Raw genomic sequence first — 22871 nt, 5'->3', positions numbered from 1 at the left:
CGATGACGGAGACCGAGGGACTGTACGTACCGCCGGGCCACGGCCGTGTCGTCGAGACACCGGCCCAGCGGGTGACGTTCAAGGTCACCGGCACCCACTCGCGGATGGCCTCCACCTTCGAGGTGGAGGTCCCGCCGGGCTTCGACGTGGGCGCGCATGTGCACACGCGCAGCGAGGAGCTGTTCTACGTCCTGGAAGGTGAACTGGACGTCCTCGCCTTCGAGCCGCGCATCCGCACTCCCGACAACTGGCAGAGGTGGGAGTCGGGTTCGGGCAGCCGGGTGGTGCGGGCGACGCCGGGCACGGTCATCGTCGTACCCCCGGGGTGCCCGCACGCGTTCGCCAATCCGACGGACACGCCCGCGAAGATGTTCTTCCAGGCGAGTCCGCCACCGGATCACGAACGCTACTTCGAGGAACTGCTGGAGATCCTGGGGAGCGGGGGCCCGCCGGACCAGGAGGCGATCGAGGCCTTGCGGGCCAAGTACGACATCGAGCAGCTGACGCCGCTCAGGCATCGTTAACGGATGGGCATGCCCGAGAGGGTGCGGGCGATCACCAGGCGCTGGATCTCGCTCGTGCCCTCGAAGATCGTGTAGATGGCGCTGTCCCGGTGCATCCGCTCCACCGGGTACTCACGGGTGTAGCCGTTGCCGCCGAGGATCTGGACGGCCTGGGCGGTCACCTTCTTCGCGGTCTCACTCGCGAACAGCTTGGACATCGACCCCTCGGCCGCGGTGAACGGCTTGCCGTTGACCGCCATCCAGGACGCACGCCAGACCAGCAGCCGCGCCGCGTCGATCTGCGTCCGCATGTCCGCGAGCTGGAAGGCCACGCCCTGGTTGTCGATGATCGGCCGGCCGAACTGCTCCCGGGTCTTCGCGTAGTCGAGGGCGACCTCGTACGCGGCCCGGGCGGTGCCGACCGCCATGGCGCCGACGGCCGGGCGGGACGCCTCGAACGTGGCCATCGCCGCGTTCTTCACACGCTCACCGCCCTTGGCGGCCCTCTCGCGGGCCCGGGCCAGCCGCTCGTCGAGCTTCTCCTTGCCGCCGAGCAGGCAGGCGCCGGGGACGCGGACGTTGTCGAGGACGACCTCGGCGGTGTGCGAGGCGCGGATGCCGTGCTTCTTGAACTTCTGGCCCTGGGTCAGGCCCGGCGTGCCCGGCGGGACGATGAAGGAGGCGTGGCCCTTGGAGCCCAGCTCCGGGTCGACGCTGGCGACGACGACGTGGACGTTGGCTATGCCGCCGTTGGTCGCCCAGGTCTTCGTGCCGTTGATCACCCACTCGTCCTTGGCCTCGTCGTACACGGCGCGCGTGCGCATGGAGGCGACGTCGGAGCCGGCGTCGGGCTCGGAGGAGCAGAACGCGGCGACCTTGACGTCATGGACGTCGCCGTACATCTGCGGGATCCAGGTGCCGATCTGTTCCTCGGTTCCGTTCGCGAGAACGCCCACGGCGGCGAGGCCGGTGCCCACAATGGACAGGGCGATGCCCGCATCGCCCCAGAACAGCTCCTCCATGGCCATCGGGATGCCGAGGCCGGTGGGGTCGAAGTACTGCTGCGCGTAGAAGTCGAGGGAGTAGATGCCGACCTTCGCGGCCTCCTGGATGACCGGCCAGGGAGTCTCCTCGCGTTCGTCCCACTCGGCGGCCGCGGGGCGGATCACGTCGGCGGCGAAGCCATGGAGCCAGTCCCGGACTTCCTTCTGTTCGTCGTTCAGCTCCATGGTGAACTCGGCCATGTCCCCTCCAGCGGCGGTGGTGCGATGTTACTAGCGGTAACCCGAGTCTGTTACCGACGGGTAGGAAAAGTCAACCGGTGATGACGCCCGGCATCCCGTTCGATGTCAGGGGCACGGTCAGTGTTAGTTTGCGCAGGCGTCACCGAATCACCACGGGTGGGGAGAGCACATGGACACCACACAGCGGACCGATCAGCAGCGATCCGCCGACCGCCGACGGCGCGAGCTGCTCGAGGCCGCGGACCGGGTGGTGCTGCGCGACGGCCCGCAGGCGTCGATGAACGCGATCGCCGCGGAAGCCGGCATCACGAAGCCGATCCTCTACCGGCACTTCGGCGACAAGGGTGGCCTTTACGCCGCTTTGGCCAAGCGGCACACGGACGCGCTGCTCGATTCGCTGCGGGCGGCGCTGGACGCTCCGGCCGATCGGCGGGAGCGGGTCGAGTCGACGCTGGACACGTATCTCGCCGCAATCGAGGCACGGCCTCAGGTGTACCGGTTCCTGATGCATCCGGCGGAGGCGAGCGCGGGGGGCGACCAGGGGTTCGACGTCGGCAAGCACTCCGCGCCGTTGCTCCGCAGGATGGGCGAGGAGTTGGCTCAGGTCATCGAGGAGCGGGTGGATCTCGGGCCGGAGAGCCAGCAGCTGGCTCGGGTGTGGGGGCATGGGATCGTCGGGATGATGCATGCCGCGGGTGACTGGTGGCTGGGTGAACGGCCTTGTTCCCGGGCGGAGTTGGTGCGGTCTTTGGCTGATCTGCTGTGGGGTCGTCTTGCGGCCGCCGGGGACAAAATGGGAGGTCCGGGGTTCTGACGGGCGGTTTCCCCGTGCGGGTGCGCGGGGGCTGCCCCCGCAGACCCCCCTCACCGGTGCCATGCGGCTCGCGTGATCTGCCTCGCCAGTCTGCGCTTGCGCCACCCCGTCAGGTGATCCGCGTACACCCGGCCCTCCAAGTGGTCGCACTCATGCTGCAGACACCGCGCGAAGAACCCCGTGCCGTGCACGGTGACCGGCTCCCCGGTCACCGTGAAGCCCTCGACCACCGCATGGTCGTAGCGCTCGGTCCCCGCCTCCAGACCCGGCAGGGACAGGCAGCCCTCCGGCCCCTGGATCACCACCCCGTCCGTCTCCACCAGACGCGGGTTCACCACATGTCCCAGATGCCGGACATCGTCGTCGTCCGGGCAGTCGTACACGAACACCCGCAGCGGCACCCCTACCTGATTCGCCGCCAGGCCGACCCCCTGGGCCGCGTACATCGTGGCGAACAGGTCCTCCACGAGGGCCGCCAGCTCGGGTCCGAATTCGGTGACTTCCCGGCATTGTTCGCGCAGCGGCGCGTCGCCGAGCAGGGTGAGGGGCCGGACGCGCCCGTGGGCGCCCGGAATGGAACCGTGTCGCATGGCGGCAAGGGTACGGTTCGTTCAGCCCATGCCCGCCGCTCAAGGCGTGGGCCGGGATTCGGGTGTGGATACGGATCTCGATAGGCTGAGGTCACACCACGCTGCCGGATGGCCCCAGGCGCGGCGCGTACGCAAGGAGGATCGAGAACTGATGGCAGGCAACTCGGACCCGCTCACGCCGCGGGCCAAGCTGGCCGTGACCGCGGGCAAGGCGGTCGCTGCGGCATCGCGCGCCGCGGGACGCGGGAGCGGGTCGGTGATCGGTGGCCGGGTCGCACTGAGACTCGACCCCGACCTGCTCGCCCGGCTCGCGCAGAACCTGGACGTCGTCCTGGTCTCGGCGACCAACGGCAAGACGACGACCACCCGGCTCATCGCCGAGGCGCTGCGCGCCGCGGGCCCGGTCGTGTCGAACGCGCTGGGCGCCAACATGCCGGCCGGCATCACCTCCGCGCTCGCGGGCGGCTCGGACGCGAAGTTCGGTGTCATAGAGGTCGACGAGAAGTACCTGGCCGGTGTGGCCCGGGACACCGACCCGAAGTGCATCGCCCTGCTCAACCTCTCCCGCGACCAGCTCGACCGTGCCGCCGAGACCCGGATGCTCGCCGAGAACTGGCGCGAGGGTCTGGCCGGGTCCAAGGCCGTGGTCGTCGCCAACTGCGACGATCCGCTGGTGGTGTGGGCCGCCTCCTCGTCCCCGAATGTGATCTGGGTCGCGGCCGGGCAGATGTGGAAGGACGACGCCTGGTCCTGCCCGTCCTGCGGTGGCGTGATGCAGCGCCCGGGTGACGACTGGTTCTGCGGTGAGTGCGGGTTCCGGCGGCCGACGCCGACCTGGGCCCTGTCGGGCGACCACGTGCTGGATCCGCACGGGTCCGCCTGGCCCATTCACCTGCAGCTTCCGGGCCGCGCCAACAAGGCGAACGCCGCCTCCTCCGCGGCCGTCGCCGCCGTCTTCGGGGTGCCGCCGCAGGTCGCCCTGGAGCGGATGTACCAGGTGCAGGCCGTCGCCGGACGCTATGACGTCGTGCAGTTCCAGAACCGCGATCTGCGGCTGCTGCTGGCCAAGAACCCGGCCGGCTGGCTGGAGACCTTCTCCCTGATCGACCCGCCGCCCGCCCCGGTGATCCTGTCCGTGAACGCCCGCGGCGCCGACGGCACCGACACCTCCTGGCTGTGGGACGTCGACTACACCCGGCTGACCGGCCACCCGATCTTCGTCATCGGCGACCGGAAGCTGGACCTCGCGGTCCGTCTGGAGGTCGCGAACCAGCACTTCCAGGTCTGCGAGAACCTCGACCAGGCCGTGCAGATGTGCCCGCCGGGCCGGATCGAGGTCATCGCGAACTACACCGCGTTCCAGGACCTGCGCCGCCGCGTCGGCAACTGATCTTCTGATCCTCGAAGGGCGATCACCTCATGAGCGACAACCAACTGCGGCTGGTGTGGATCTACCCGGACCTGCTGAGCACCTACGGCGACCAGGGCAACGCCCTCGTGGTGGAGCGCCGGGCCCGGCAGCGCGGCCTGGACGTGGCCCGGCTCGACGTGCGCAGCGACCAGCCGATCCCGACCTCCGGCGACATCTACCTGATCGGCGGCGGCGAGGACCGTCCGCAGCGGCTGGCGGCCGAGCGGCTGCGCCGTGACGGGCATCTGCAGCGGGCCGTGGAGAACGGCGCGATCGTCTTCTCCGTGTGCGCCGGCTACCAGATCCTCGGCCACGAGTTCATCAACGACCTCGGCCAGCGCGAGCCGGGCCTCGGCCTGCTCGACGTGGTGTCGGTGCGCGGCGAGGGCGAGCGGTGCGTCGGTGACGTGCTCGCCGACATCGACCCGCAGCTCGGCCTGCCGCAGCTGACCGGCTTCGAGAACCACCAGGGCGTCACCCACCTCGGCCCCACCGCCCGCCCCTTCGCACGGGTGAAGATCGGCAAGGGCAACGGCACCGGGGACGGCACGGAGGGCGCGTACAACGGGACCGTCTTCGGCACGTACATGCACGGCCCTGTCCTCGCCCGCAACCCGCAGATCGCCGACCTGCTGCTGAAGCTGGCGCTCGACGTCAACGCGCTGCCGCCGACCGACGACCGCTGGTACGAGGCGCTGCGCAACGAGCGCATCACGGCGGCGCAGCAGCCCGCGTAAGCGGCGCGACAGCACGGTCTCAGCACCGTCTCAGCGCGTTCCGGCAGCCTCGTGGCGGGCCCGCCTGACGGCCCGTCCGCTCACATGTGCGGGCCCGTCCAGCAGGCGGACGCCCGCTACGGCGCCACCCCCTCACGCCGGTAGGGTGGCCGGGAATCCGCCGGACAACGTGGTCCGGTTACCCGGCCCACGTTGAGAAGGTATTTCGGGCTATGCGCATTGGTGTCCTCACGTCCGGCGGCGACTGCCCCGGCCTGAACGCCGTCATCCGGTCCGTCGTGCACCGTGCCGTCGCCGACCACGGCGACGAGGTCATCGGTTTCCGGGACGGCTGGAAGGGCCTCCTGGAGTGCGACTATCTCAAGCTCGACCTCGATGCCGTGGGCGGCATCCTGGCGCGCGGCGGCACCATCCTCGGCTCCTCCCGGGTCCGTCCCGAGCATCTGCGGGACGGGGTCGAGCGGGCCCGGGGCCATGTCGCGGAACTCGGCCTGGACGCGATCATCCCGATCGGCGGTGAGGGCACGCTGAAGGCGGCCCGGCTGCTGTCGGACAACGGGCTGCCGATCGTGGGCGTGCCCAAGACCATCGACAACGACATCGCCGTCACGGACGTCACCTTCGGCTTCGACACCGCCGTCACCGTGGCGACGGAGGCGCTGGACCGGCTGAAGACCACCGCCGAGTCCCACCAGCGGGTGCTGATCGTGGAGGTCATGGGCCGGCACACCGGCTGGATCGCGCTGCACTCCGGTATGGCGGCCGGCGCCCACGCCATCGTCGTCCCGGAACGGCCCTTCGACATTGAGGAGTTGGCGGCGAGGGTCGGCGAGCGCTTCGACGCGGGCAAGCGGTTCGCCATCGTCGTCGCGGCGGAGGGCGCCAAGCCGAAGCCCGGCACCATGGACTTCGACGAGGGCGGCAAGGACGTCTACGGCCACGAGCGCTTCGCCGGCATCGCCCGGCAGCTGTCGGTCGAGCTGGAGCAGCGGCTCGGCAAGGAGGCGCGGCCGGTGATCCTGGGCCATGTGCAGCGGGGTGGCACGCCGACGGCGTACGACCGCGTGCTGGCGACCCGTTTCGGCTGGCACGCGGTGGAGGCGGTGCACCGGGGCGAGTTCGGGCGGATGACGGCTCTGCGCGGCACCGACATCGTGATGGTCTCGCTGGCGGAGGCCGTCGAGACCCTCAAGACCGTCCCGGTGGAGCGGTACGACGAGGCGGAGTGCGTCCTGTAGTGCGGCCGAGGACAAGCCGCCCCCGGTCACGACCGTGACCGGGGGCGGTTCTACTCTTGGGGCGGACAACTTGCACAACCCCCACGAATCAGGAGCCGCCGGATGGATCACAGCGGGCACGGCATGACGATGGATCTGCCGCCGTTCACGCTGGGACGGGGGCTGGAGTGGTCCGCCGACCCGTTCTTCCTCGTCGCCTGCCTGCTCGGTCTCGCCCTGTACGGCTGGGGTGTCCTGCGGCTGCGGCGGCGCGGGGACGCCTGGCCGGTCGGCCGTACCGTGTCGTACGCCGTCGGTGTGCTGACCGTCGCCCTGGTGATGTGCACCAGGCTGAACGACTACGGCATGGTGATGTTCAGCGTGCACATGGTGCAGCACATGGTGATCAGCATGCTGTCGCCGCTCCTGATCCTGCTCGGCGCCCCGGTCACGCTGGCGCTGCGCGCGCTGCCGACCGCAGGCCGGGGCCGCAAGGGCCCGCGCGAGCTGCTGCTGGCGCTGCTGCACAGCCGCTACATGCGGATCGTCACGCACCCGGCGTTCACGATCCCGATGTTCATCGCGAGCCTGTACGTCCTGTACTTCACCCCGCTGTTCGACTTCCTGATGGGGTCGAAGACCGGGCACATCGCGATGATGGTGCACTTCTTCGCCGTGGGCATGGTGTTCTTCTGGCCGATCATGGGCGTCGACCCGGGTCCGCACCGCCCGGGATACGTGATGCGGATGCTGGAGCTGTTCGCCGGCATGCCGTTCCACGCGTTCTTCGGCATCGCGTTGATGATGGCGTCGGCTCCGATGGTGAGCACCTTCGAGCACCCGCCCGCCTCGCTCGGCATCGACGCCCTGTCCGACCAGAACGCGGCCGGCGGGATCGCGTGGGCGTTCAGCGAGATCCCGTCCGTGCTGGTGCTGATCGCCCTGCTGTTCCAGTGGTACGGCTCCGAGCAGCGGCAGGCCAGGCGCAAGGACCGGGCCGCGGACCGGGACGGCGACAAGGAGCTGGAGGCGTACAACGCCTATCTGGCCTCGCTGAACGCACGCGAGAGCTAGCCGGAGCCGTCCCCTCCGGGCGGGAACCGGGGCACCATGGTCGAGGACGGACCATGAGGAGGGTGTTGCGATGCCCGGTTCCACGAACGGTTCCACCAAGGCGATGGGGGCTCTCACGGTCGGCGGGCTCGTCGTCGTGACCGCCTACACGGTCGCGCTCGGCAGCAACGGCTGGCTGTGGTTCGGATGGGTGGTGCTGGGGCTGCTGACGCTGGCCATGGTCGTCACCCAGTCGTGAGGCCGGCTGCCCGGCGGGGCTGACTACAGTGCTCGCATGAACAGCAGGACGCCCTCGTTCGACGACCTCGACCGCAAGATCATCACCGCGCTGATGGCGAACGCCCGGAGCAGCTTCGCCGAGATCGGCGCGGGCATCGGGCTGTCCGCCACCGCGGTCAAGCGGCGCGTGGACCGGCTCCGGGAGACCGGGGTGATCACCGGCTTCACGGCGACGGTGAAACCTTCGGCGCTCGGCTGGCGCACCGAGGCGTACGTCGAGGTCTACTGCGAGGGCGCGGCCCCGCCCCGGCGGCTGGCGGAGGTCGTGCGCAACCATCCGGAGATCACCGCGGCCATGACGGTCACCGGCGGCGCCGACGCGCTGCTGCACGTGCGGGCGCGGGACGTGGAGCACTTCGAGGAGGTGCTGGAGCGGATCCGGGTCGAGCCGTTCATCCGGAAGACGATCAGCGTGATGGTGCTGTCCCACCTGCTCCCGGAAAGCCCCGAAGCGGGTGCGACCCACGCCGCACCGGAATGAGCCGAGGCATGCGCAGGAGTCGTGCGCCTGCGCCTTGAAAGACGCAGCGATGCTGCGCATCTACGCAGCTTTCGTTTCTTGTCGGCCGTCTGCCTCCTTTTCTACCGTGGTGTACACCCCCAGTGACACACAGCAAAGCGGAGGAAACCCTCTGTGTCCGAAAGCCGTGTACAGCGTCCTCGGCGCTTTCTCGTCTGCGAACCCAGACACTTCGCCGTGCAGTACGCGATCAATCCCTGGATGCACCCCGACAAGCCGGTCGACGTGGACCTCGCCCGGGAGCAGTGGCAGACGCTGATCAGCGCCTACCGCGCCCACGGTCACACCGTCGAGTCGGTGGAGCCGGTCCCCGGGCTGCCCGACATGGTCTTCGCCGCCAACGCGGCGTTCGTGGTCGGCGGCCGGGTCTTCGGCTCCCTGTTCCACGCCCCGGAGCGGCGCCCGGAGTCGCTGCACTACGACACCTGGTTCAAGGCCGCGGGCTACGACGTGTACCGCCCGGAGTCGGTGACCGAGGGCGAGGGCGACCTGGTGTGGACGGGCCGCTACGTGCTCGCCGGCACCGGGTTCCGCACCACCCGTGAGGCGCACTGCGAGGCGCAGGAGTTCCTCGGCCACCCGGTGATCGGCCTGACCCTGGTGGACCCGTACTTCTACCACCTGGACACGGCGCTGTTCGTGCTGGACGACGACAACATCTGCTACTACCCCGAGGCGTTCTCGGCGGGCAGCCGGGAGGTGCTGCGCCGGCTGTACCCGCAGGCGGTGCTCGCCACCCGCGAGGACGCGATGGCCTTCGGCCTCAACTCCGTCTCCGACGGCCACAACGTCTTCATCGCCCCCCAGGCCGAGGCGCTCGCCGAGCGCCTGGCCGGCCACGGTTACGCCCCCGTCCCCGTCGACCTGTCCGAGTTCCACAAGGCCGGCGGCGGCATCAAGTGCTGCACCCAGGAGATCCGCTGATGACCGCACCCGCGCGCACGCGCACGTCCGACGACCTGATCCGCGCGGAGGAGCCGGTCCTCGCGCACAACTACCACCCGCTGCCCGTGGTGGTCGCCCGCGCCGAGGGCACCTGGGTGGAGGACGTCGAGGGCCGCCGCTACCTCGATATGCTCGCCGGCTACTCGGCCCTGAACTTCGGCCATCGGCACCCCGCGCTGATCGAGGCCGCGCACCGCCAGCTCGACCAGCTGACGCTGACCTCCCGTGCCTTCCACAACGACCGGCTCGCCGAGTTCGCCGAGCAGCTCGCGGAGCTGACCGGCCTGGACATGGTGCTGCCGATGAACACCGGCGCCGAGGCGGTGGAGAGCGGCATCAAGGTGGCCCGCAAGTGGGCGTACGACGTGAAGGGCGTCCCCGCCGACCGGGCGACGATCGTGGTCGCGGCGGAGAACTTCCACGGCCGTACGACGACCATCGTCAGCTTCTCCACCGACGAGACGGCCCGGGCCGGCTTCGGCCCGTTCACGCCCGGTTTCAAGATCGTGCCGTACGACGACCTGGCCGCGCTGGAGGAGGCCGTCGACGAGACCACGGCGGCCGTGCTGATCGAGCCCATCCAGGGCGAGGCGGGCGTGATCATCCCGAGCGAGGGCTATCTCGCCGGGGTGCGGGAGCTGACCCGCCGCAAGGGCTGCCTGTTCATCGCGGACGAGATCCAGTCGGGCCTCGGCCGCACCGGCCGCACCCTCGCCGTCGAGCACGAGGACGTCGTCCCGGACGTGCTGCTGCTCGGCAAGGCGCTGGGTGGCGGGATCGTGCCGGTGTCGGCGGTGGTGGCCCGGCGCGAGGTGCTGGGTGTGCTGCGCCCGGGCGAGCACGGCTCCACGTTCGGCGGCAACCCGCTCGCGGCGGCGGTCGGCACGGCCGTGGTCGAGCTGCTCGGGACCGGTGAGTTCCAGCGCCGGGCCGCCGAGCTGGGCACGGTCCTGCGGGACGGGCTGACCGAGCTGGCCGGCCGGGGTGTGCTCGGCTTCCGCTCCCGTGGCCTGTGGGCGGGCGTCGACATCGACCCGGCGATCGGCACCGGCCGGGAGATCAGCGAGCGGCTGATGCGGGAGGGGATCCTGGTGAAGGACACCCACGGCTCCACGATCCGGCTGGCACCGCCGCTGACCATCACGGCGGAGGAGCTGCGGTCCGCGCTGGCGGCCCTGGAGAAGGTGCTCGGTTCGTGACGCCGGTGTGGGGCGGCCGAGGTCGCCCCACACCGATCGCTCGCCTGCCCGAAGGGTGAAGATTGAGCCATGAGGGGGTAGACCACTCTCAGCTACAGAGAGGTCGGCCGTGAGCACTCACGAGGAGCAGGACGTTGCCGGGCGGCGGTTCGACGTGGCCGACGCCGCGCCCCTGCTGCTCGACGCCCAGGGCCTGGTGACGAGCTGGACGCGGGGCGCCCAGCGCCTGCTGCAGTACACGGCCACCGAGGTGGTGGGCACCAAGGTGACCGGCCTGCTGTCCGCCGAGGACGCCGCGCGGGTGCCCGAACTCGCCGAGCGGTGCCGCAGGGACGGCGGCTGGGTGGGGCTGCTGACCGCACGACGCAAGGACGGCCGGCCGATACGGGTGATGGTGCGGATCACCCCGGCGATGGAACCCGGCGGGGCGCCGCACTGGCTGGTTCTCGTCTCCGACGTGGCGGGGGAACGCGGCTGGGACATGAGCCGCGGGGTGCTGGAGCAGATGGTGACCGACTCCGCCGTCGGCATGGCGATCGTGGACGCCGATCTGCGGTGCGTGTGGTCGAACGAGGCCCTGGAGCGGTACGGCGGCGGCTCCCCGATCGAGCGGCTGGGCCGGCGGCTGGCGGAGATCCAGCCGGGCATCGACTCCGCCGACATCGAGACGCAGATGCGGCGTGTGCTGGACAGCGGCCTGCCGGTGGTCGGGTACGAGCATGTCGGCCATGTGCGGTCCGCGCCGCACCGCGAGACGGCGCACATGATGTCGTTCACCCGCCTCGACGACGACCGGGGTCACCCGATGGGCGTGTACTACACGGTCGTCGACATCACCGACCGGCACCGCGCCCGGCAGCGACTGGCCCTGCTCGACCGCGCCGGCGAGCAGATCGGCCGCACCCTGGACATCGTGCGGACGGCACAGGAACTGGCCGACGTGGCCGTGCAGGACTTCGCCGACTTCGTCAGCGTGGACCTGCTGGATTCCGTGCTGCGGGGTGCGGAGCCGGAGCCGCCGAGCGACAGGGACCAGGTGCCGCTGCGACGGGCCGGGCACCAGTCGGTGAACCCCGGGGTCCCGGAGGCCGTCGTCGAGATCGGCGCGGTGGCCACCTACCTCGCCGGTTCGCCCCCGATCCGCAGTCTGACCACGGGCCGGTCCTGGCGTGAGGAACGGCTGGACCCGCTGGCCAAGGAATGGGCGACGGACATCCCCGGCGGCCGGATGGCGACCTTCCTGGAGCTCGGTGTGCACAGCGTGATGATCGTGCCCATCCGCGCGCGGGGCGTCACGATGGGCGTCACCACCTTCTTCCGCCGTCGCCGCCAGGAGCCGTTCGACGAGGACGACCTGAGTCTCGCCGAGGACCTGGTGTCCCGGGCGGCGGTCTGCGTGGACAACGCCCGCCGCTACACCCGCGAGCGGGACGCTGCCCTGGTCCTGCAGCGCAGCCTGCTGCCGCGCCAGCTGCCCGAGCAGGACGCGGTGGAGGTGGCCGCCTGCTACCGGCCGGCCGACGAGCTGACCGGCCTCGGCGGCGACTGGTACGACATCATCCCGCTGTCCGGTGCGCGCGTGGCCCTGATCGTGGGCGAGGTGCCGGGGCACGGGATCGACGCCGCGGCGGCCATGGGGCGGCTGCGCACCGCCGTACACACCCTCGCGGCGCTCGATCTGCCGCCCGAGGAGGTCCTCGCGCACCTCGACGACCTGGTGGGGCGGATGGCCCGGGAAGAGGGCATCCGGCCCGAGGACCCGGAGGCCGCCGGCATCCAGGCGGTGGGGGCGGGGTGCGTGTACGTCATCTACGACCCCGTCAGCGCGCGCAGCGCGATGGCCGCCGCGGGCCATCCCGCACCCGCCGTCGTCCTGCCCGACGGCACCGTCAGCTTCGTCGAGCTGCCGCAGGGGCCGCCGCTCGGGGCCGGCGGTCCGCCCTTCGAGGCGGTCGAGCTGACCCTGGCCGAGGGCAGCACGCTGGCCCTGCACACCGACGGCCTGCTGGTCCACGCAGACGACGCGGACGGCGCCGGGGCCGACGCCGCGGACCACGACCGGCTGCGCCGCGCCCTGGAACGGAGCGCCCCCACGCTGGACATGCGCTGCCGGGCCGTGGTCGACGCGCTGGTCCCGGACCGGCCGCACGACGACGTGGCCCTGCTGATGGCCCGCACCCGGTTGCTCGGCGCCGACCGGGTCGCCGACTGGGACCTGGCCGCCGACCCGGCCGTGGTCGCCGACGCCCGCAAGGAGGTCGCCCGGCAGCTGAGCGAGTGGGGGCTGGAGGAGCTGGTGTTCACCACGGAACTGGTCGTGAGCGAGCTGGTCACCAACGCCATCCGGCACGCGGAGGGCCCCGTCCGGCTCCGGCTGATCAGGGACCGGACCGCCCTGATCTGCGAGGTCTCCGACGGCAGCGCCACCGCACCCCATCTGCGCCATCCGCGCGCCACGGACGAGGGCGGCCGCGGACTGCTGCTGGTCTCCCAGTTCGCCGAGCGGTGGGGAACCCGGTACACCCCCGGCGGGAAGATCATCTGGGCCGAACAGTCCACGACGGACCCGCCCGCCTGACCCATACGGAACGTGCGCATGTCGCACGACGATGGGAAATCGGCGTCACTTCGCGGACGGGCGGCAGCCATGAACGACGAGGCCATCGACTACGCGGGGGTGTTCCAGGCGCTGCCGGGCATGGTGGCGCTGCTGACGCCCGACCTGCTCTTCGCGGACGCCAACGAGGAGTTCCTGCGAGCGGCCGGGCGCACCCGCGAGCAGGTGCTGGGCCGCTACCTCTTCGACGTCTTCCCGGACAACCCGAACGACCCCGGCGCATCGGGCATGCGCAACCTGGCCGCCTCACTGACCCGGGTCGTGGCCACCGGCGAGCGCGACACCATGGCCCTGCAGCGCTACGACGTCGAGCGCCCCGACCGGCCCGGGGAGTGGGAGGAGCGCTACCGGAGCCCGGTCAACGCGCCGGTGTTCGGCCCGGAGGGGAGGGTGGTGCTGGTGGTGCACCGGGTCGAGGAGGTCACCGAGCTGATCCGGGCCCGCGGCCGCCCCGGCGGCAGCCGGGCCCGTGTCCTCGAGGCCGAGCTGTACACGCGCGCGCGCCCGCGAACTGCAGGATTTGAAGGCTCCCCTCCCTGAAGGGAGGGGATGCGTCGCCCTCCAGGGCTGAGCGGGGATTTACGGCTCAGGCCGCCACCGGAGCCGGCGGCCCCGGTGGTCTTACGCCCTCGACACCGTCCGGGTTCCAACCTGCCCGGACCAGCATCACGCGGGCGGAGTTCTTGTCCCTGGGGGACACCGCTCCGCACACGGTGCAGGCATACGTTCTCATCGACAGAGGCAGTGCGTGCTTGGTTCTCGCTCCGCACTGGGCACAGTCCCTCGTGGTGTGCGCCGGGTGCACGAGACGGACCTCCCGTCCGTGCTTGCGGCCCATCTCGACCAGGGCACGCTTCGTCGCGGCGAGGGCGGCATCGGCCGCCTTGCGGGCCATGGTGGTCTTCGCCAGGAACCTCGGCCTGAAGTCCTCCACCGCAACCCCGTCGTGGCCGCGCATCACCCGCTTGGCCCACTTGCGGGCGGTGTCCTCCCGCTGCCTCGCGCTCTTCTTGTGCAGCTTCGCCGCCTGCGCCTGCGCCTGCGCCCTGCGGTAGCCGGCGGATGCGGGCTGCCCCTTCGGACGCCGCCGCCGGGCCATCATCCGCTGATACCTCGCCAGCCGCTGCGCGGCCCGCCTGCCGTGCTCGGCATGCGGCAGGTCGTAGGCGTCGTCCGTGGTGGTGGCGGTCTCCTTCACACCCCAGTCCACCCCGAGCACGCGCCCCGTCGGGGCGAGCGGTTCACTCTGCGCGGCAACGACGAAGGACACGTACCACTGTCCGAGCGTGTCCCGGTACACGCGCACACTCGACGGGCCGGCCGGAAGATCCCGCGACCACACCACCCTCAGCACGATCCCGCCGGCAAGGTGCAGGCGGCCGTCCCTGAGGCGGAAACCGCGCTTGGTGTAGTTGAGGCTGGGCCGCGCCTCCCGCTTCTTCTTGAAGCGGGGCATCTGGGCCCGGCGGTGCTGCGGCAACCGGTCCTTGATGTCCTTCAGCGCTTTCGCCCTCGACCTGGCGAAGTCGCGTATCACCTGCTGCTGCGGCACGCTCGCGCCCTCAGCCAGCCACGGCGTCACCCCGCGGGCCTCGGTCAGCATCCTGTCCAACTGCCCCGGACCACAGGTCAGCTTCTCGCCACTCGCCGGGCCCTGCGCGTGCACCTGCTGGGACTTCGCGACGCACTCATTCCAGAGCCACCGGCAGCGCGCCCACTCCGCTTCCAGTGCGCGCCGCGCGGTAGCCGACAGGCGCACACGGAAGGTGTACCGGGCATGCCCGGTGTCCTTCGCGGTCGCCTCTGTCGTCATACATCCGAACCTACCCGAGAGGACTGACAGTTGAGAGCTCTCGATCATCATGGGCAACAACACCGCCGTGCGGGGTGGACGCCGGATCCCCCGACGGCGATCCGGCTATCCCTACCCTGCCCCGCAGGAGTCCGATTCCTCCCCGGCCCGAAGGCCGGGGCATCCTCGGAGGAACCCGGTGAACGAACGGCTGCGCCAGGCCCGCGCCCGCGAGCGCGAGGTGGCCCTCGTCCTGCAGAAGGCCATGCTTCCGGCCCACCGGCACGTCGGCCACCACCGCGCCGCGGTGCGCTACCGGCCCGCGGTCGGCGCGCTGAACGTGTGCGGGGACTGGTACGACCTCGTCGACCTGGTGGGCGGCAACCGCTTCGGCGTGGCCGTGGGTGACGTGGTCGGGCACGGCCTGGAGGCCGCCGGGGTGATGGGCCAGCTGCGCAGCGCGCTGAGCGCCGCATCCCGGGTCGCCGCGGGGCCGGCGGAGGCCCTGAACGTCCTGGGGCGGTATGCCCACGTCGTCGACGGCGCCGAATCGGCCACCGCCGTCACGACGTTCATCGACTGCGACCGCCGCACGATCACCTACAGCAGCGCCGGCCATCCGCCGCCCGTGCTCGTCCACGCCGACGGCCGCACGGAGTTCCTCGACCAGGCCACCGATCCGCCGCTCGACGCCCGCCCGGACCCGGTCCCGAGGCCCGAGGCGGGCACGACCTACGACGAGGGCGCCACTCTCGTCCTGTACACCGACGGCCTGGTGGAGCGCCGCAGCGAGGACATCGACACCGGTCTGGCCCGCCTCGCCGACTCCCTCGCACGCCATCGCGAGGAGGACCCCGAGAGCCTCGCGGATGCCGTCCTGCTGGAACTGCTGCCTCCCGGGGGCGCGACCGACGACACGGCGCTGGTCATCGTGCGGCTGTGACCCGAGGCGGGGCCGGGAGCGTCATGGACGGCCCGGTGCCGTCGCCGAGGCCACGAAGACCGGCAGGGCCACGAAGAGGCGGTCGGACGCGGCGCGGGCTCGCTGTTCGGCGAGCCATGCCTGCGCGCGCTCCCGGGGCACCGGGCTCTCCCCCGGCGCCCCGGCGCCCTCCACCAGCCCGGCCGGCAGAGCGAGGCCGAGCGCGTCCGTGAAGACGGCGGTGCGGACCTCGACCGCCACCTCGGTGAAGCCGGCGTCCAGCAGGAGGGAGCGGTAGCGGCGGGCGGACCGGGGCGCGGTGACCCGGTCCGCGCGGGCCTGGACGAGGGTGCGGGTCATCGCGGGGTCCTCGGAGTCGATGACGACGGTGTCCCAGTCCTGGCCGAGGAGCACGATCCGGCCGCCCGGGGCGAGCACCCGGCGCGCCTCCCCCAACGCGCGTTCCGGCTCGGCCAGTTCGTGGAACACCTTGTCCGCCCGGTATCCGCGCATCGCACCGTCGGCCAGCGGCAGGGCGCAGGCGTCCGCCTTCCGCAGGTCCGCGTCGGGCCACCGCCGGCGGGCGATCGCGAGCATCGGCTCGGCGGGGTCGATCCCGACCGCCCGCGCACCCCGCGCGGCCAGCTCCGCCACGGCCCGTCCGGTGCCGCAGCCGACGTCCACGACCGGCGCGCCGGGGCGCAGGCGCAGCAGGTCGTAGGAGTGACGGCGGAGTTGCTCGGCGGCGGGGCGCCGTTCCATCGAGTCGAGTACGGCGGCGAGTTCCGCGCCGGAGCGCGGCTGTTGCTCTGTCGGCCTAGTCATGCCGGCCAGAGTGCGACTTAATGTCGGCATGAGGTCAACCGGCGGCTCACCGCCCCTGAGCATCGGCGCGCTGGCGGAGCGTCACCGACTGGCCCCGCATGTGCTGCGGCGCTGGGAGGCCACGGGCCTCCTCACCCCCGCGCGCGACCCGGCGGGATGGCGGCGCTACGGCCCCGCCGACGTCACCCGCGTCGCCGTGATCCTGCTGGCCAAGGAGGCCGGCCTGTCCTTGGACGTCATCCGCTCGCTCACCGCTATGGCGGATCCGGCGGCCAGGCGGGCCGTACTGAAGGGCGAGGCCGCCGAGCTGCGCCGGCGGATCGCGGCGGCGCAGGCTTCACTCGGTCTGCTCGAGTGCGCGCTCGGCTGCGCTCACGAGGACATCACCGCCTGTCCGCACTACCGTCAGGCTGTGGAGAGCCTCATCACCGGCGAGGAACTCGACGAAGGGTATGAGCATGGGCAGTTGCGGTTACAGATGACGACAGGCGCACGTGGTTGGGGCTGGACGAGGTAAGGGGCGAGCCGTGTTCTACTACCTGCTCAAGTACGTGCTGCTGGGCCCCCTGCTCAGACTCGTCTTCCGGCCCCGGATCGAGGGCCTGGAGAACGTGCCGGCCTCCGGCCCCGCGATCGTCGCCGGGAACCATCTGTCCTTCTCCGACCACTTCCTGATGCCGGCGATGCTCAGGCGCCGGATCACCTTCCTCGCCAAGGCGGAGTACTTCACCGGCCCGGGGCTCAAGGGCCGGCTCACCGCGTTCTTCTTCCGCAGCGCCGGGCAGATCCCGGTGGACCGCTCGGGCAAGGACGCGGGGCAGGCGGCGATCCGCGAGGGCCTGAAGGTGCTGGGCAGGGGCGAGCTGCTGGGGATCTATCCGGAGGGCACCCGCTCGCACGACGGCCGGCTCTACAAGGGCAAGGTCGGCGTCGCGGTGATGGCGCTGAAGGCCGGCGTGCCGGTCGTGCCGTGCGCGATGATCGGCACCTTCGAGGCCCAGCCGCCCGGGAAGGTCATCCCGAACGTCCACCCGGTCACCATCCGCTTCGGCAAGCCGCTCGACTTCTCCCGCTACGCCGGCATGGAGCAGGAGAAGGCGATCCTGCGGGCCGTCACCGACGAGATCATGTACGCCATCCTGGTGCTGTCCGAACAGGAGTACGTCGACGAGTACGCGGCCGTCGTCAAGGAACGGTCGGCCTCGCAGCAGGGCACCAGGGAACGCAGGTTCCCGCGGGCGCCGCTGAGCTGAACGCCTCTGCCGACGGCAGAAGGTCCACCGCCCCGGCGACCCGTGTACCTAGGCTCGCCCCATGAGGACAGTTGTGGTGATCGGGGCGAGCGGACAGATCGGCCGTCCGGCGGTGGCGGCGCTGGTACGGGACGGCTGGGAGGTGACGGCGGCCTCGCGGGGCGGCGGCCGGGACCGGACGTGGGACGACGGGGTGCGGACGGTCCGGCTGGACCGCTCCGACGACGCCGCCCTGGCCGCGGTGATCGGCGACGGCTGCGACCTGGTCGTCGACATGGTCGCCTACGACGCCGCGCACGCACGGCAGTTGACGTCCCTGGCGGGCCGTGTCGGTTCGGCGGTCGTGATCTCCAGCGTGTCCGTGTACGACGACGGCAAGGGCCGGAACTTCGACACGGCGCACGAGCCGGACGGCTTTCCCGACTACCCGGTGCCCGTCCCCGAGACCCAGCCGACGGTGGACCCGGGCGAGGCGTCGTACAGCACCCGCAAGGTCGCGCTGGAACGGGAACTCCTCGCGGCCGCCGACCGGTTGCCGGTGACCGTGCTGCGGCCGGGCGCGGTGCACGGGCCGTACAGCCCGCTGCCCCGTGAGCTGTACTTCGTCAAGCGGAATCTGGACGGCAGGCGCAGGCGGGTGCTGTCGTACAAGGGCGAGAGCCGGTTCCATCCGTCGAGTGCCCGGAACATCGCCGAGCTGGTCCGGCTGGCCGCGGCCCGGCCCGGTGCCCGGGTGCTCAACGCCTGTGACGGCGAGGCGCCGACGGTGGCCGAGATCGGCGCGGCGGTCGACGCCGTGATGGGCGTGGAGACGGAGACGACCCTCCTCGACGGCCCTCCCGAGGGCTCCGTCGGCCGGACTCCCTGGTCGGTTCCGCTGCCGGTCGTCTTCGACATGTCCGCCGCCGAGCGGGAGTTGGGCTACCGGCCGGTGGTCCCGTACGCCGAGAGCCTGCCGGAGACGGTCGGGTGGCTGACGGACGCGCTCTCCGGCCGGGACTGGCGGGAGTGCTTCCCGCTCCTCGCCCAGGTGTATCCGGATCTGTTCGACTACGCGGCCGAGGAGACCCGGTTCGCGGCGTGAGCGCGCGCGAGAGCGAGGGCATGAGCGAGGGGCGGCCGGAGAGCCCGGCCGCCCTCGTCGTCGTACGATCCCGGTTACGGCTTGGGCGTGGCGTGCGGGTCGCAGGTCACGTCCGCGCCGTCCAGCTTGCCGTCGATCAGGTAGGACTCGACGCGCTGGTTGATGCAGGGGTTGACCAGGCCGGTCACACCGTGCGAGCCCGCGGCCTTCTCGGTGATCAGACGGGAGCCCTGGAAGCGCTTGTGCAGTTCGACGGCGCCCTCGTACGGAGTGGCCGCGTCCCGGGTGGACTGCACGATCAGGACCTGCGGCAGGCCCTTGTGGGTCCGCACGTCGACCGGGGTCTGCTGCTGGACCGGCCAGGTGGCGCAGGGCAGGTTCATCCAGGCGTTGGCCCAGGTCATGAACGGGTAGCTCTTGTTGAGCTCGGTGTTGTCCTTGTCCCACTTCTTCCAGCTGGTGGGCCACTTGGCGTCGGTGCACTCGACGGCCGTGTAGACGGCGTTGCCGTTCTCGGCCGAGATGTTGCCGGCCGTGTCGGACATGTCGGGTGCGGCGGCGTCGACCAGGGCCTGGGTGTCACCGGCTACGTACTTGGCGAACACCGTGGCGACCGGCACCCACGAGGAGTCGTAGTACGGCGCGCTCTGGAAGAAGGCGATCAGCTCGGCCGGACCGACGACACCGCCGATGGGGCTCTTCTTGGCGGTGGCGCGCAACTGGAGCCACTTGGCCTGGACGGCGTCACGGGTGGTGCCGAGGTGGAAGGTGGCGTCGTTCGCGGCGACCCAGTCCTCCCAGTCCTTCCAGCGGCCCTCGAAGGCGATGTCCTGGCCCAGGTTGGCCTGGTACCAGATGTTCTCGCGGGCCGGGTTGACCACGCTGTCCACGATCATCCGGCGCAGGTGACCCGGGAAGAGGGTGCCGTAGACGGCGCCGAGGTAGGTGCCGTAGGAGACACCGAGGTAGTTGAGCTTCTTCTCGCCCAGGGCGGCGCGGATGACGTCCAGGTCGCGGGCGGTGTTCGGCGTGGTCATCTGCTGGAGCATCGCCTGGCCGGTGCGCTCCAGGCAGCCGTCCGCGTACTCACGGGCCAGCTTGCGCTGGGCCGTCTTGTCCGCCTCGGTGTCCGGCACCGGGTCCATCTTCGGCGCCTTCACGAACTCCTGCGGGTCCGCGCAGGAGATGGGCGCGGAGTGGCCGACGCCGCGCGGGTCGAAGCCGACGAAGTCGTAGGCCTTGGACACGTTCGCCCAGACGGGGTTCTTGGTGGTGACCCGGCGCGGGAAGCGCAGGCCGGAACCACCGGGACCGCCCGGGTTGTAGACGAGGGCGCCCTGGCGCTCCTCCTTGGTACCCGTGTTGCCGATGCGGTCGACGGCGAGCTGGATCTGCTTGCCGTACGGGTGCGCGTAGTCGAGCGGCACGCTCACCCAGCCGCACTGGATGGGCTTCTCCAACCCCCAGTCGGCCGGACAGTCCTTCCAGTCGATGCCGGCCTCGGCGGCGCGGGCGGCGGCGATTTCGGCACCCTTGGCCTCCCGGTCCGGGCCGGGCCGGCCGGCGGCGCTGGCCGCGGGCGCCGAGACGGCACCGGCGATCAGGGTGGCGGTGACGAGCGCTCCGGCCGAACCGAGCGCCAGCAGGCGGCTCTTCGGTCTGTTGTCCCTCAAGTGGGCCCCTCCCCCTACGTCAGGATCACTGCGAGTGGTTCGGGGGATCCTCTCCGCTGTGAGCCGTCTGAGAACAGGGGGTGTTTGCCATCTTTACCAATCCGATAAACGGATGGTCATGTTCGCGCCCGGCATCTCAGTCGCCGTCGGATGCGCTGCGGGTGCGGCGACTGGACGCACACCGGTTTGCACCTCGATCCGCCCTCAGAGGACTACTGCGGTGGAGTGACACGGAGCGCGGTTCCCCGCACGCTCACGATCTGACGAGCTGAATTCTCTTACCTTCTTCCGGGATTGGGATGTGGCCGCCCGGCGGGCGGCCACCTGCCGGGCGACCCCCATGGAGGTCATCGCATGAGTCTGCATGCCTGGGTTGCAGCGCCACTGGCGGCTGCGATCGCCCTCGCGTCCCCGTCGCCATGTGCCGCTGCGCAGGCGTCCGCACGGCACGCGTCCACCTCCCTGCGGCTCCACGAAGACGACGACGGGCCCCACGGCCCCTGGCGTCCCTGCCACAGTCCCCGAGGTGTCGTGCTCATCGACAAGACCCTGAGGGCGATTCTGACCAATGGTCGGCGTGGGCCGGAGGCCGTCGTCCTCGAAGGGGACCCGGGATCGTCCTCGTCACCGGCGGCACCCTGGACCAGCTTTTCCGTCACGACGCATCTGGACGCCACCTTGCCCATCAACACCTCCGGCCAGTACCAGTTCGAGATCCGTGACTTCTTCAGGGTGCACCCGCTCTTCGTGGTGAAGGCTTTCGGCGACCACCGGCGAGTCTTTCCCTTCCCTGCCACCCACTGCGACGGCGGCAAGGACGGCGGGGGCCGCGAGGACCGCGCTCGTCCGCACGGCGGTGCACCTCGGGAAGGGAGCGCCCCGTCCGGCTCTCCACTCCCCCGGACGGGCACCCCTTCCCCTCTTCCGCGTCTCAGCACGGCCGCCGGCCGGAGCGCCAACCTTCTGAGCGGGAAGAACATCGCGATCGCGGCCGGCGGTTTGCTGGTGGTTTCGGGAATGCTGGCTGCTGCCTGGCTTCGCCGACGTCGATCCGCCGGCTGATGCTCGACCGGAAGAGGAACCGGCGGCACTCTTTCCGGCATGTGACGCCAGGTCAGGAACCCGACGCCGCGAAGACTCGGCCTCGACTGTCCGGGCGCGCTTGTCACCCGAGCCAGGTCATGGGAAGGGTGCGCGCTCTGCGCCCCCATCGGCCATTGCCGGTAGCGTGGACACGGCCTGCATGGCGTGGAGGCAGTGAGCCGTCTCCACGCTGCCCCTGGGCGTCGCAGTTGAGTTTCGTGACCGTCTGCCGGCGTGGTGACTGCTACGGCGACCCGGATGCCGACTGCTCGCGAAACCGGCCTGGTTCAGCCGTCCTCGCCCTCCAGCTGGCCGGCAACGACCGGCTCGCGGTCCGGTACCGGCCGGCCGGCCCCGGTGTGGCGCTCGGGACGAGAGCCGAGCACGTCTTCCGCCGACGGCATCACCTGCGGTTCGACCGCCACCGACGGGTGCGCAGCGTCGCCGCCACTGATCGCCGGAGGTCTCTCCGAGGAACCGGTTGGCAGGACAAGCTGTATCGGGTGGTCACTGACGTCACCCAGGTGGCTGGGTGGGGCCGTGACGCTGGGCCGGGCTGTGGGGCTGGGCTTGGCCGAGTAGTGAGGCTTGGCCGAGTGGTGGGGTTTGGCCAAACGGCTGAGCGTGACCGAGGAATCATTGCTTCCCTCGTTGATTCCCGCGTCGCCTCCCGAGGAGGCCGAGGTGCCGGATGGGCTGAGGGAGGCCGAGGGGCTCGGGAGCGGGTCGTGGGGACAGAGCCAGTCGGGGTTCTTGAACCCGAAGCTCAGGCCCCACTCCTCGTCGCAGCCGCCCCAGTATGTTCCCACCCAGCCGCAGTAAGGGCCGCCGTAGCTCCAGCAGGGAAGCGCTGACTGCTGCGGGACCGGTTCCGTAGAGGGTGACTGGGACGATTCGGCTTCGCCCCGCGAGAGGCCGGCGGCGCTGACCATGCGAACCTGCGTGGCATCGGCACTCCGGGGCATCCAGTCCGCGAAGAAGGCCAGGCCGACGGCTGACGTGGAAGCCGCCACCGTTGCAGCGGCGAGAACGCCGCGGATCAGGTGCATGACTGTTCCTCTCCGCTTTGCGGTCTGTGGCGGGGCGGAC

At 71.1% G+C, this 22871-nt stretch carries 21 protein-coding genes and 2 pseudogenes; 17 read left to right on the top strand and 6 right to left on the bottom strand.

Annotation, left to right across the window (positions count from 1 at the left end):
* Nucleotides 1–2 precede the first annotated feature (2 nt).
* Complete coding sequence (locus ACIBJF_RS35375; RefSeq protein ID WP_399180010.1) at nucleotides 3–524, top strand: cupin domain-containing protein; 522 nt, start codon at nucleotides 3–5, stop codon at nucleotides 522–524.
* Here ACIBJF_RS35375 and ACIBJF_RS35370 read toward each other — a convergent pair.
* Nucleotides 521–1747 carry an acyl-CoA dehydrogenase family protein gene (locus tag ACIBJF_RS35370; RefSeq protein ID WP_399180008.1) on the bottom strand — a complete coding sequence of 409 codons (1227 nt, stop codon included), beginning with the start codon at nucleotides 1745–1747 and terminating at the stop codon, nucleotides 521–523. The two genes, ACIBJF_RS35375 and ACIBJF_RS35370, sit on opposite strands and share 4 nt — an antisense overlap.
* A 169-nt stretch (nucleotides 1748–1916) precedes the next feature.
* On the opposite strand from ACIBJF_RS35370, the gene ACIBJF_RS35365 reads away from it, so the two are divergent.
* Nucleotides 1917–2561, top strand: a complete 645-nt coding sequence (locus ACIBJF_RS35365) for a TetR family transcriptional regulator (protein WP_351811593.1) — start codon at nucleotides 1917–1919, stop codon at nucleotides 2559–2561.
* Nucleotides 2562–2611: 50 nt separating this feature from the next.
* On the opposite strand, the gene def is transcribed toward ACIBJF_RS35365, so the two are convergent.
* Nucleotides 2612–3151 (bottom strand): peptide deformylase, encoded by a 540-nt coding sequence (gene def, locus ACIBJF_RS35360; protein ID WP_399180006.1) that lies wholly within the window; start codon nucleotides 3149–3151, stop codon nucleotides 2612–2614.
* 151 nt (nucleotides 3152–3302) lie between these two features.
* On the opposite strand from def, the gene ACIBJF_RS35355 reads away from it, so the two are divergent.
* The 10 genes and pseudogenes from ACIBJF_RS35355 to ACIBJF_RS35310 form a co-directional block, all read left to right on the top strand.
* Nucleotides 3303–4541: a MurT ligase domain-containing protein gene (locus ACIBJF_RS35355; protein WP_362122277.1), complete on the top strand. Its 1239-nt coding sequence runs from the start codon at nucleotides 3303–3305 to the stop codon at nucleotides 4539–4541.
* Between the two features lie 29 nt (nucleotides 4542–4570).
* Nucleotides 4571–5299 carry a type 1 glutamine amidotransferase gene (locus ACIBJF_RS35350; RefSeq protein ID WP_399180004.1) on the top strand — a complete coding sequence of 243 codons (729 nt, stop codon included), beginning with the start codon at nucleotides 4571–4573 and terminating at the stop codon, nucleotides 5297–5299.
* Between the two features lie 212 nt (nucleotides 5300–5511).
* Nucleotides 5512–6537 (top strand): 6-phosphofructokinase, encoded by a 1026-nt coding sequence (locus ACIBJF_RS35345; protein WP_351811582.1) that lies wholly within the window; start codon nucleotides 5512–5514, stop codon nucleotides 6535–6537.
* Nucleotides 6538–6639: 102 nt separating this feature from the next.
* On the top strand, nucleotides 6640–7590 hold the full coding sequence (locus ACIBJF_RS35340) for a cytochrome c oxidase assembly protein (RefSeq protein ID WP_399180002.1): 951 nt from the start codon (nucleotides 6640–6642) through the stop codon (nucleotides 7588–7590).
* 70 nt (nucleotides 7591–7660) lie between these two features.
* Complete coding sequence (locus ACIBJF_RS35335; protein ID WP_107093214.1) at nucleotides 7661–7828, top strand: hypothetical protein; 168 nt, start codon at nucleotides 7661–7663, stop codon at nucleotides 7826–7828.
* Between the two features lie 36 nt (nucleotides 7829–7864).
* Nucleotides 7865–8350 carry an Lrp/AsnC family transcriptional regulator gene (locus ACIBJF_RS35330; RefSeq protein ID WP_399180000.1) on the top strand — a complete coding sequence of 162 codons (486 nt, stop codon included), beginning with the start codon at nucleotides 7865–7867 and terminating at the stop codon, nucleotides 8348–8350.
* A gap of 153 nt (nucleotides 8351–8503) precedes the next feature.
* Nucleotides 8504–9313: a dimethylargininase gene (gene ddaH / locus ACIBJF_RS35325; RefSeq protein ID WP_399179998.1), complete on the top strand. Its 810-nt coding sequence runs from the start codon at nucleotides 8504–8506 to the stop codon at nucleotides 9311–9313.
* Nucleotides 9313–10533, top strand: a complete 1221-nt coding sequence (gene rocD, locus ACIBJF_RS35320; protein ID WP_399179996.1) for an ornithine--oxo-acid transaminase — start codon at nucleotides 9313–9315, stop codon at nucleotides 10531–10533. Before ddaH ends, rocD begins: the two co-directional genes overlap by 1 nt.
* Before the next feature lie 109 nt (nucleotides 10534–10642).
* A complete protein-coding gene (locus ACIBJF_RS35315) occupies nucleotides 10643–13111 on the top strand; it encodes a SpoIIE family protein phosphatase (RefSeq protein WP_399179995.1) in 2469 nt (822 codons plus the stop codon).
* A 69-nt stretch (nucleotides 13112–13180) separates the two neighbouring features.
* A pseudogene (locus tag ACIBJF_RS35310) lies at nucleotides 13181–13654 on the top strand (PAS domain-containing protein); the annotation flags it as partial.
* 82 nt (nucleotides 13655–13736) lie between these two features.
* On the opposite strand, the gene ACIBJF_RS35305 reads toward ACIBJF_RS35310, so the two are convergent.
* Nucleotides 13737–14963, bottom strand: coding sequence for an RNA-guided endonuclease InsQ/TnpB family protein (locus tag ACIBJF_RS35305; RefSeq protein WP_399179993.1), 1227 nt, complete (start codon nucleotides 14961–14963; stop codon nucleotides 13737–13739).
* Between the two features lie 178 nt (nucleotides 14964–15141).
* Between ACIBJF_RS35305 and ACIBJF_RS35300 the strand changes: the two are divergent.
* A pseudogene (locus ACIBJF_RS35300) lies at nucleotides 15142–15885 on the top strand (PP2C family protein-serine/threonine phosphatase); the annotation flags it as partial.
* A gap of 21 nt (nucleotides 15886–15906) precedes the next feature.
* Here ACIBJF_RS35300 and ACIBJF_RS35295 read toward each other — a convergent pair.
* Entirely contained in the window at nucleotides 15907–16689 is a 783-nt protein-coding gene (locus tag ACIBJF_RS35295; protein ID WP_399179991.1) for a methyltransferase domain-containing protein, read from the bottom strand.
* A gap of 28 nt (nucleotides 16690–16717) precedes the next feature.
* Here ACIBJF_RS35295 and ACIBJF_RS35290 point away from each other — a divergent pair, with 28 nt between their 5' ends.
* The 3 genes from ACIBJF_RS35290 (at nucleotide 16718) to ACIBJF_RS35280 (ending at nucleotide 19026) form a co-directional block, all read left to right on the top strand.
* On the top strand, nucleotides 16718–17206 hold the full coding sequence (locus tag ACIBJF_RS35290) for a MerR family transcriptional regulator (RefSeq protein WP_399179989.1): 489 nt from the start codon (nucleotides 16718–16720) through the stop codon (nucleotides 17204–17206).
* 10 nt (nucleotides 17207–17216) lie between these two features.
* Nucleotides 17217–17942, top strand: a complete 726-nt coding sequence (locus ACIBJF_RS35285) for a lysophospholipid acyltransferase family protein (RefSeq protein ID WP_399179987.1) — start codon at nucleotides 17217–17219, stop codon at nucleotides 17940–17942.
* A gap of 61 nt (nucleotides 17943–18003) precedes the next feature.
* Complete coding sequence (locus ACIBJF_RS35280; RefSeq protein WP_399179985.1) at nucleotides 18004–19026, top strand: NAD-dependent epimerase/dehydratase family protein; 1023 nt, start codon at nucleotides 18004–18006, stop codon at nucleotides 19024–19026.
* A gap of 74 nt (nucleotides 19027–19100) precedes the next feature.
* Here the strand turns inward: ACIBJF_RS35280 and ACIBJF_RS35275 are convergent, their stop codons facing one another.
* Complete coding sequence (locus tag ACIBJF_RS35275; RefSeq protein ID WP_399179983.1) at nucleotides 19101–20699, bottom strand: alpha/beta hydrolase; 1599 nt, start codon at nucleotides 20697–20699, stop codon at nucleotides 19101–19103.
* Between the two features lie 531 nt (nucleotides 20700–21230).
* Here ACIBJF_RS35275 and ACIBJF_RS35270 point away from each other — a divergent pair.
* Complete coding sequence (locus ACIBJF_RS35270) at nucleotides 21231–21761, top strand: hypothetical protein (RefSeq protein WP_399179981.1); 531 nt, start codon at nucleotides 21231–21233, stop codon at nucleotides 21759–21761.
* Between the two features lie 308 nt (nucleotides 21762–22069).
* Here ACIBJF_RS35270 and ACIBJF_RS35265 read toward each other — a convergent pair whose 3' ends face one another.
* Complete coding sequence (locus ACIBJF_RS35265; protein WP_399179979.1) at nucleotides 22070–22831, bottom strand: hypothetical protein; 762 nt, start codon at nucleotides 22829–22831, stop codon at nucleotides 22070–22072.
* Between the last annotated feature and the right edge of the window lie 40 nt (nucleotides 22832–22871).

Source organism: Streptomyces sp. NPDC050743 (assembly GCF_044456925.1).
Lineage (GTDB): Bacteria > Actinomycetota > Actinomycetes > Streptomycetales > Streptomycetaceae > Streptomyces.
This window is presented reverse-complemented; position numbering and strand designations above follow the sequence as displayed.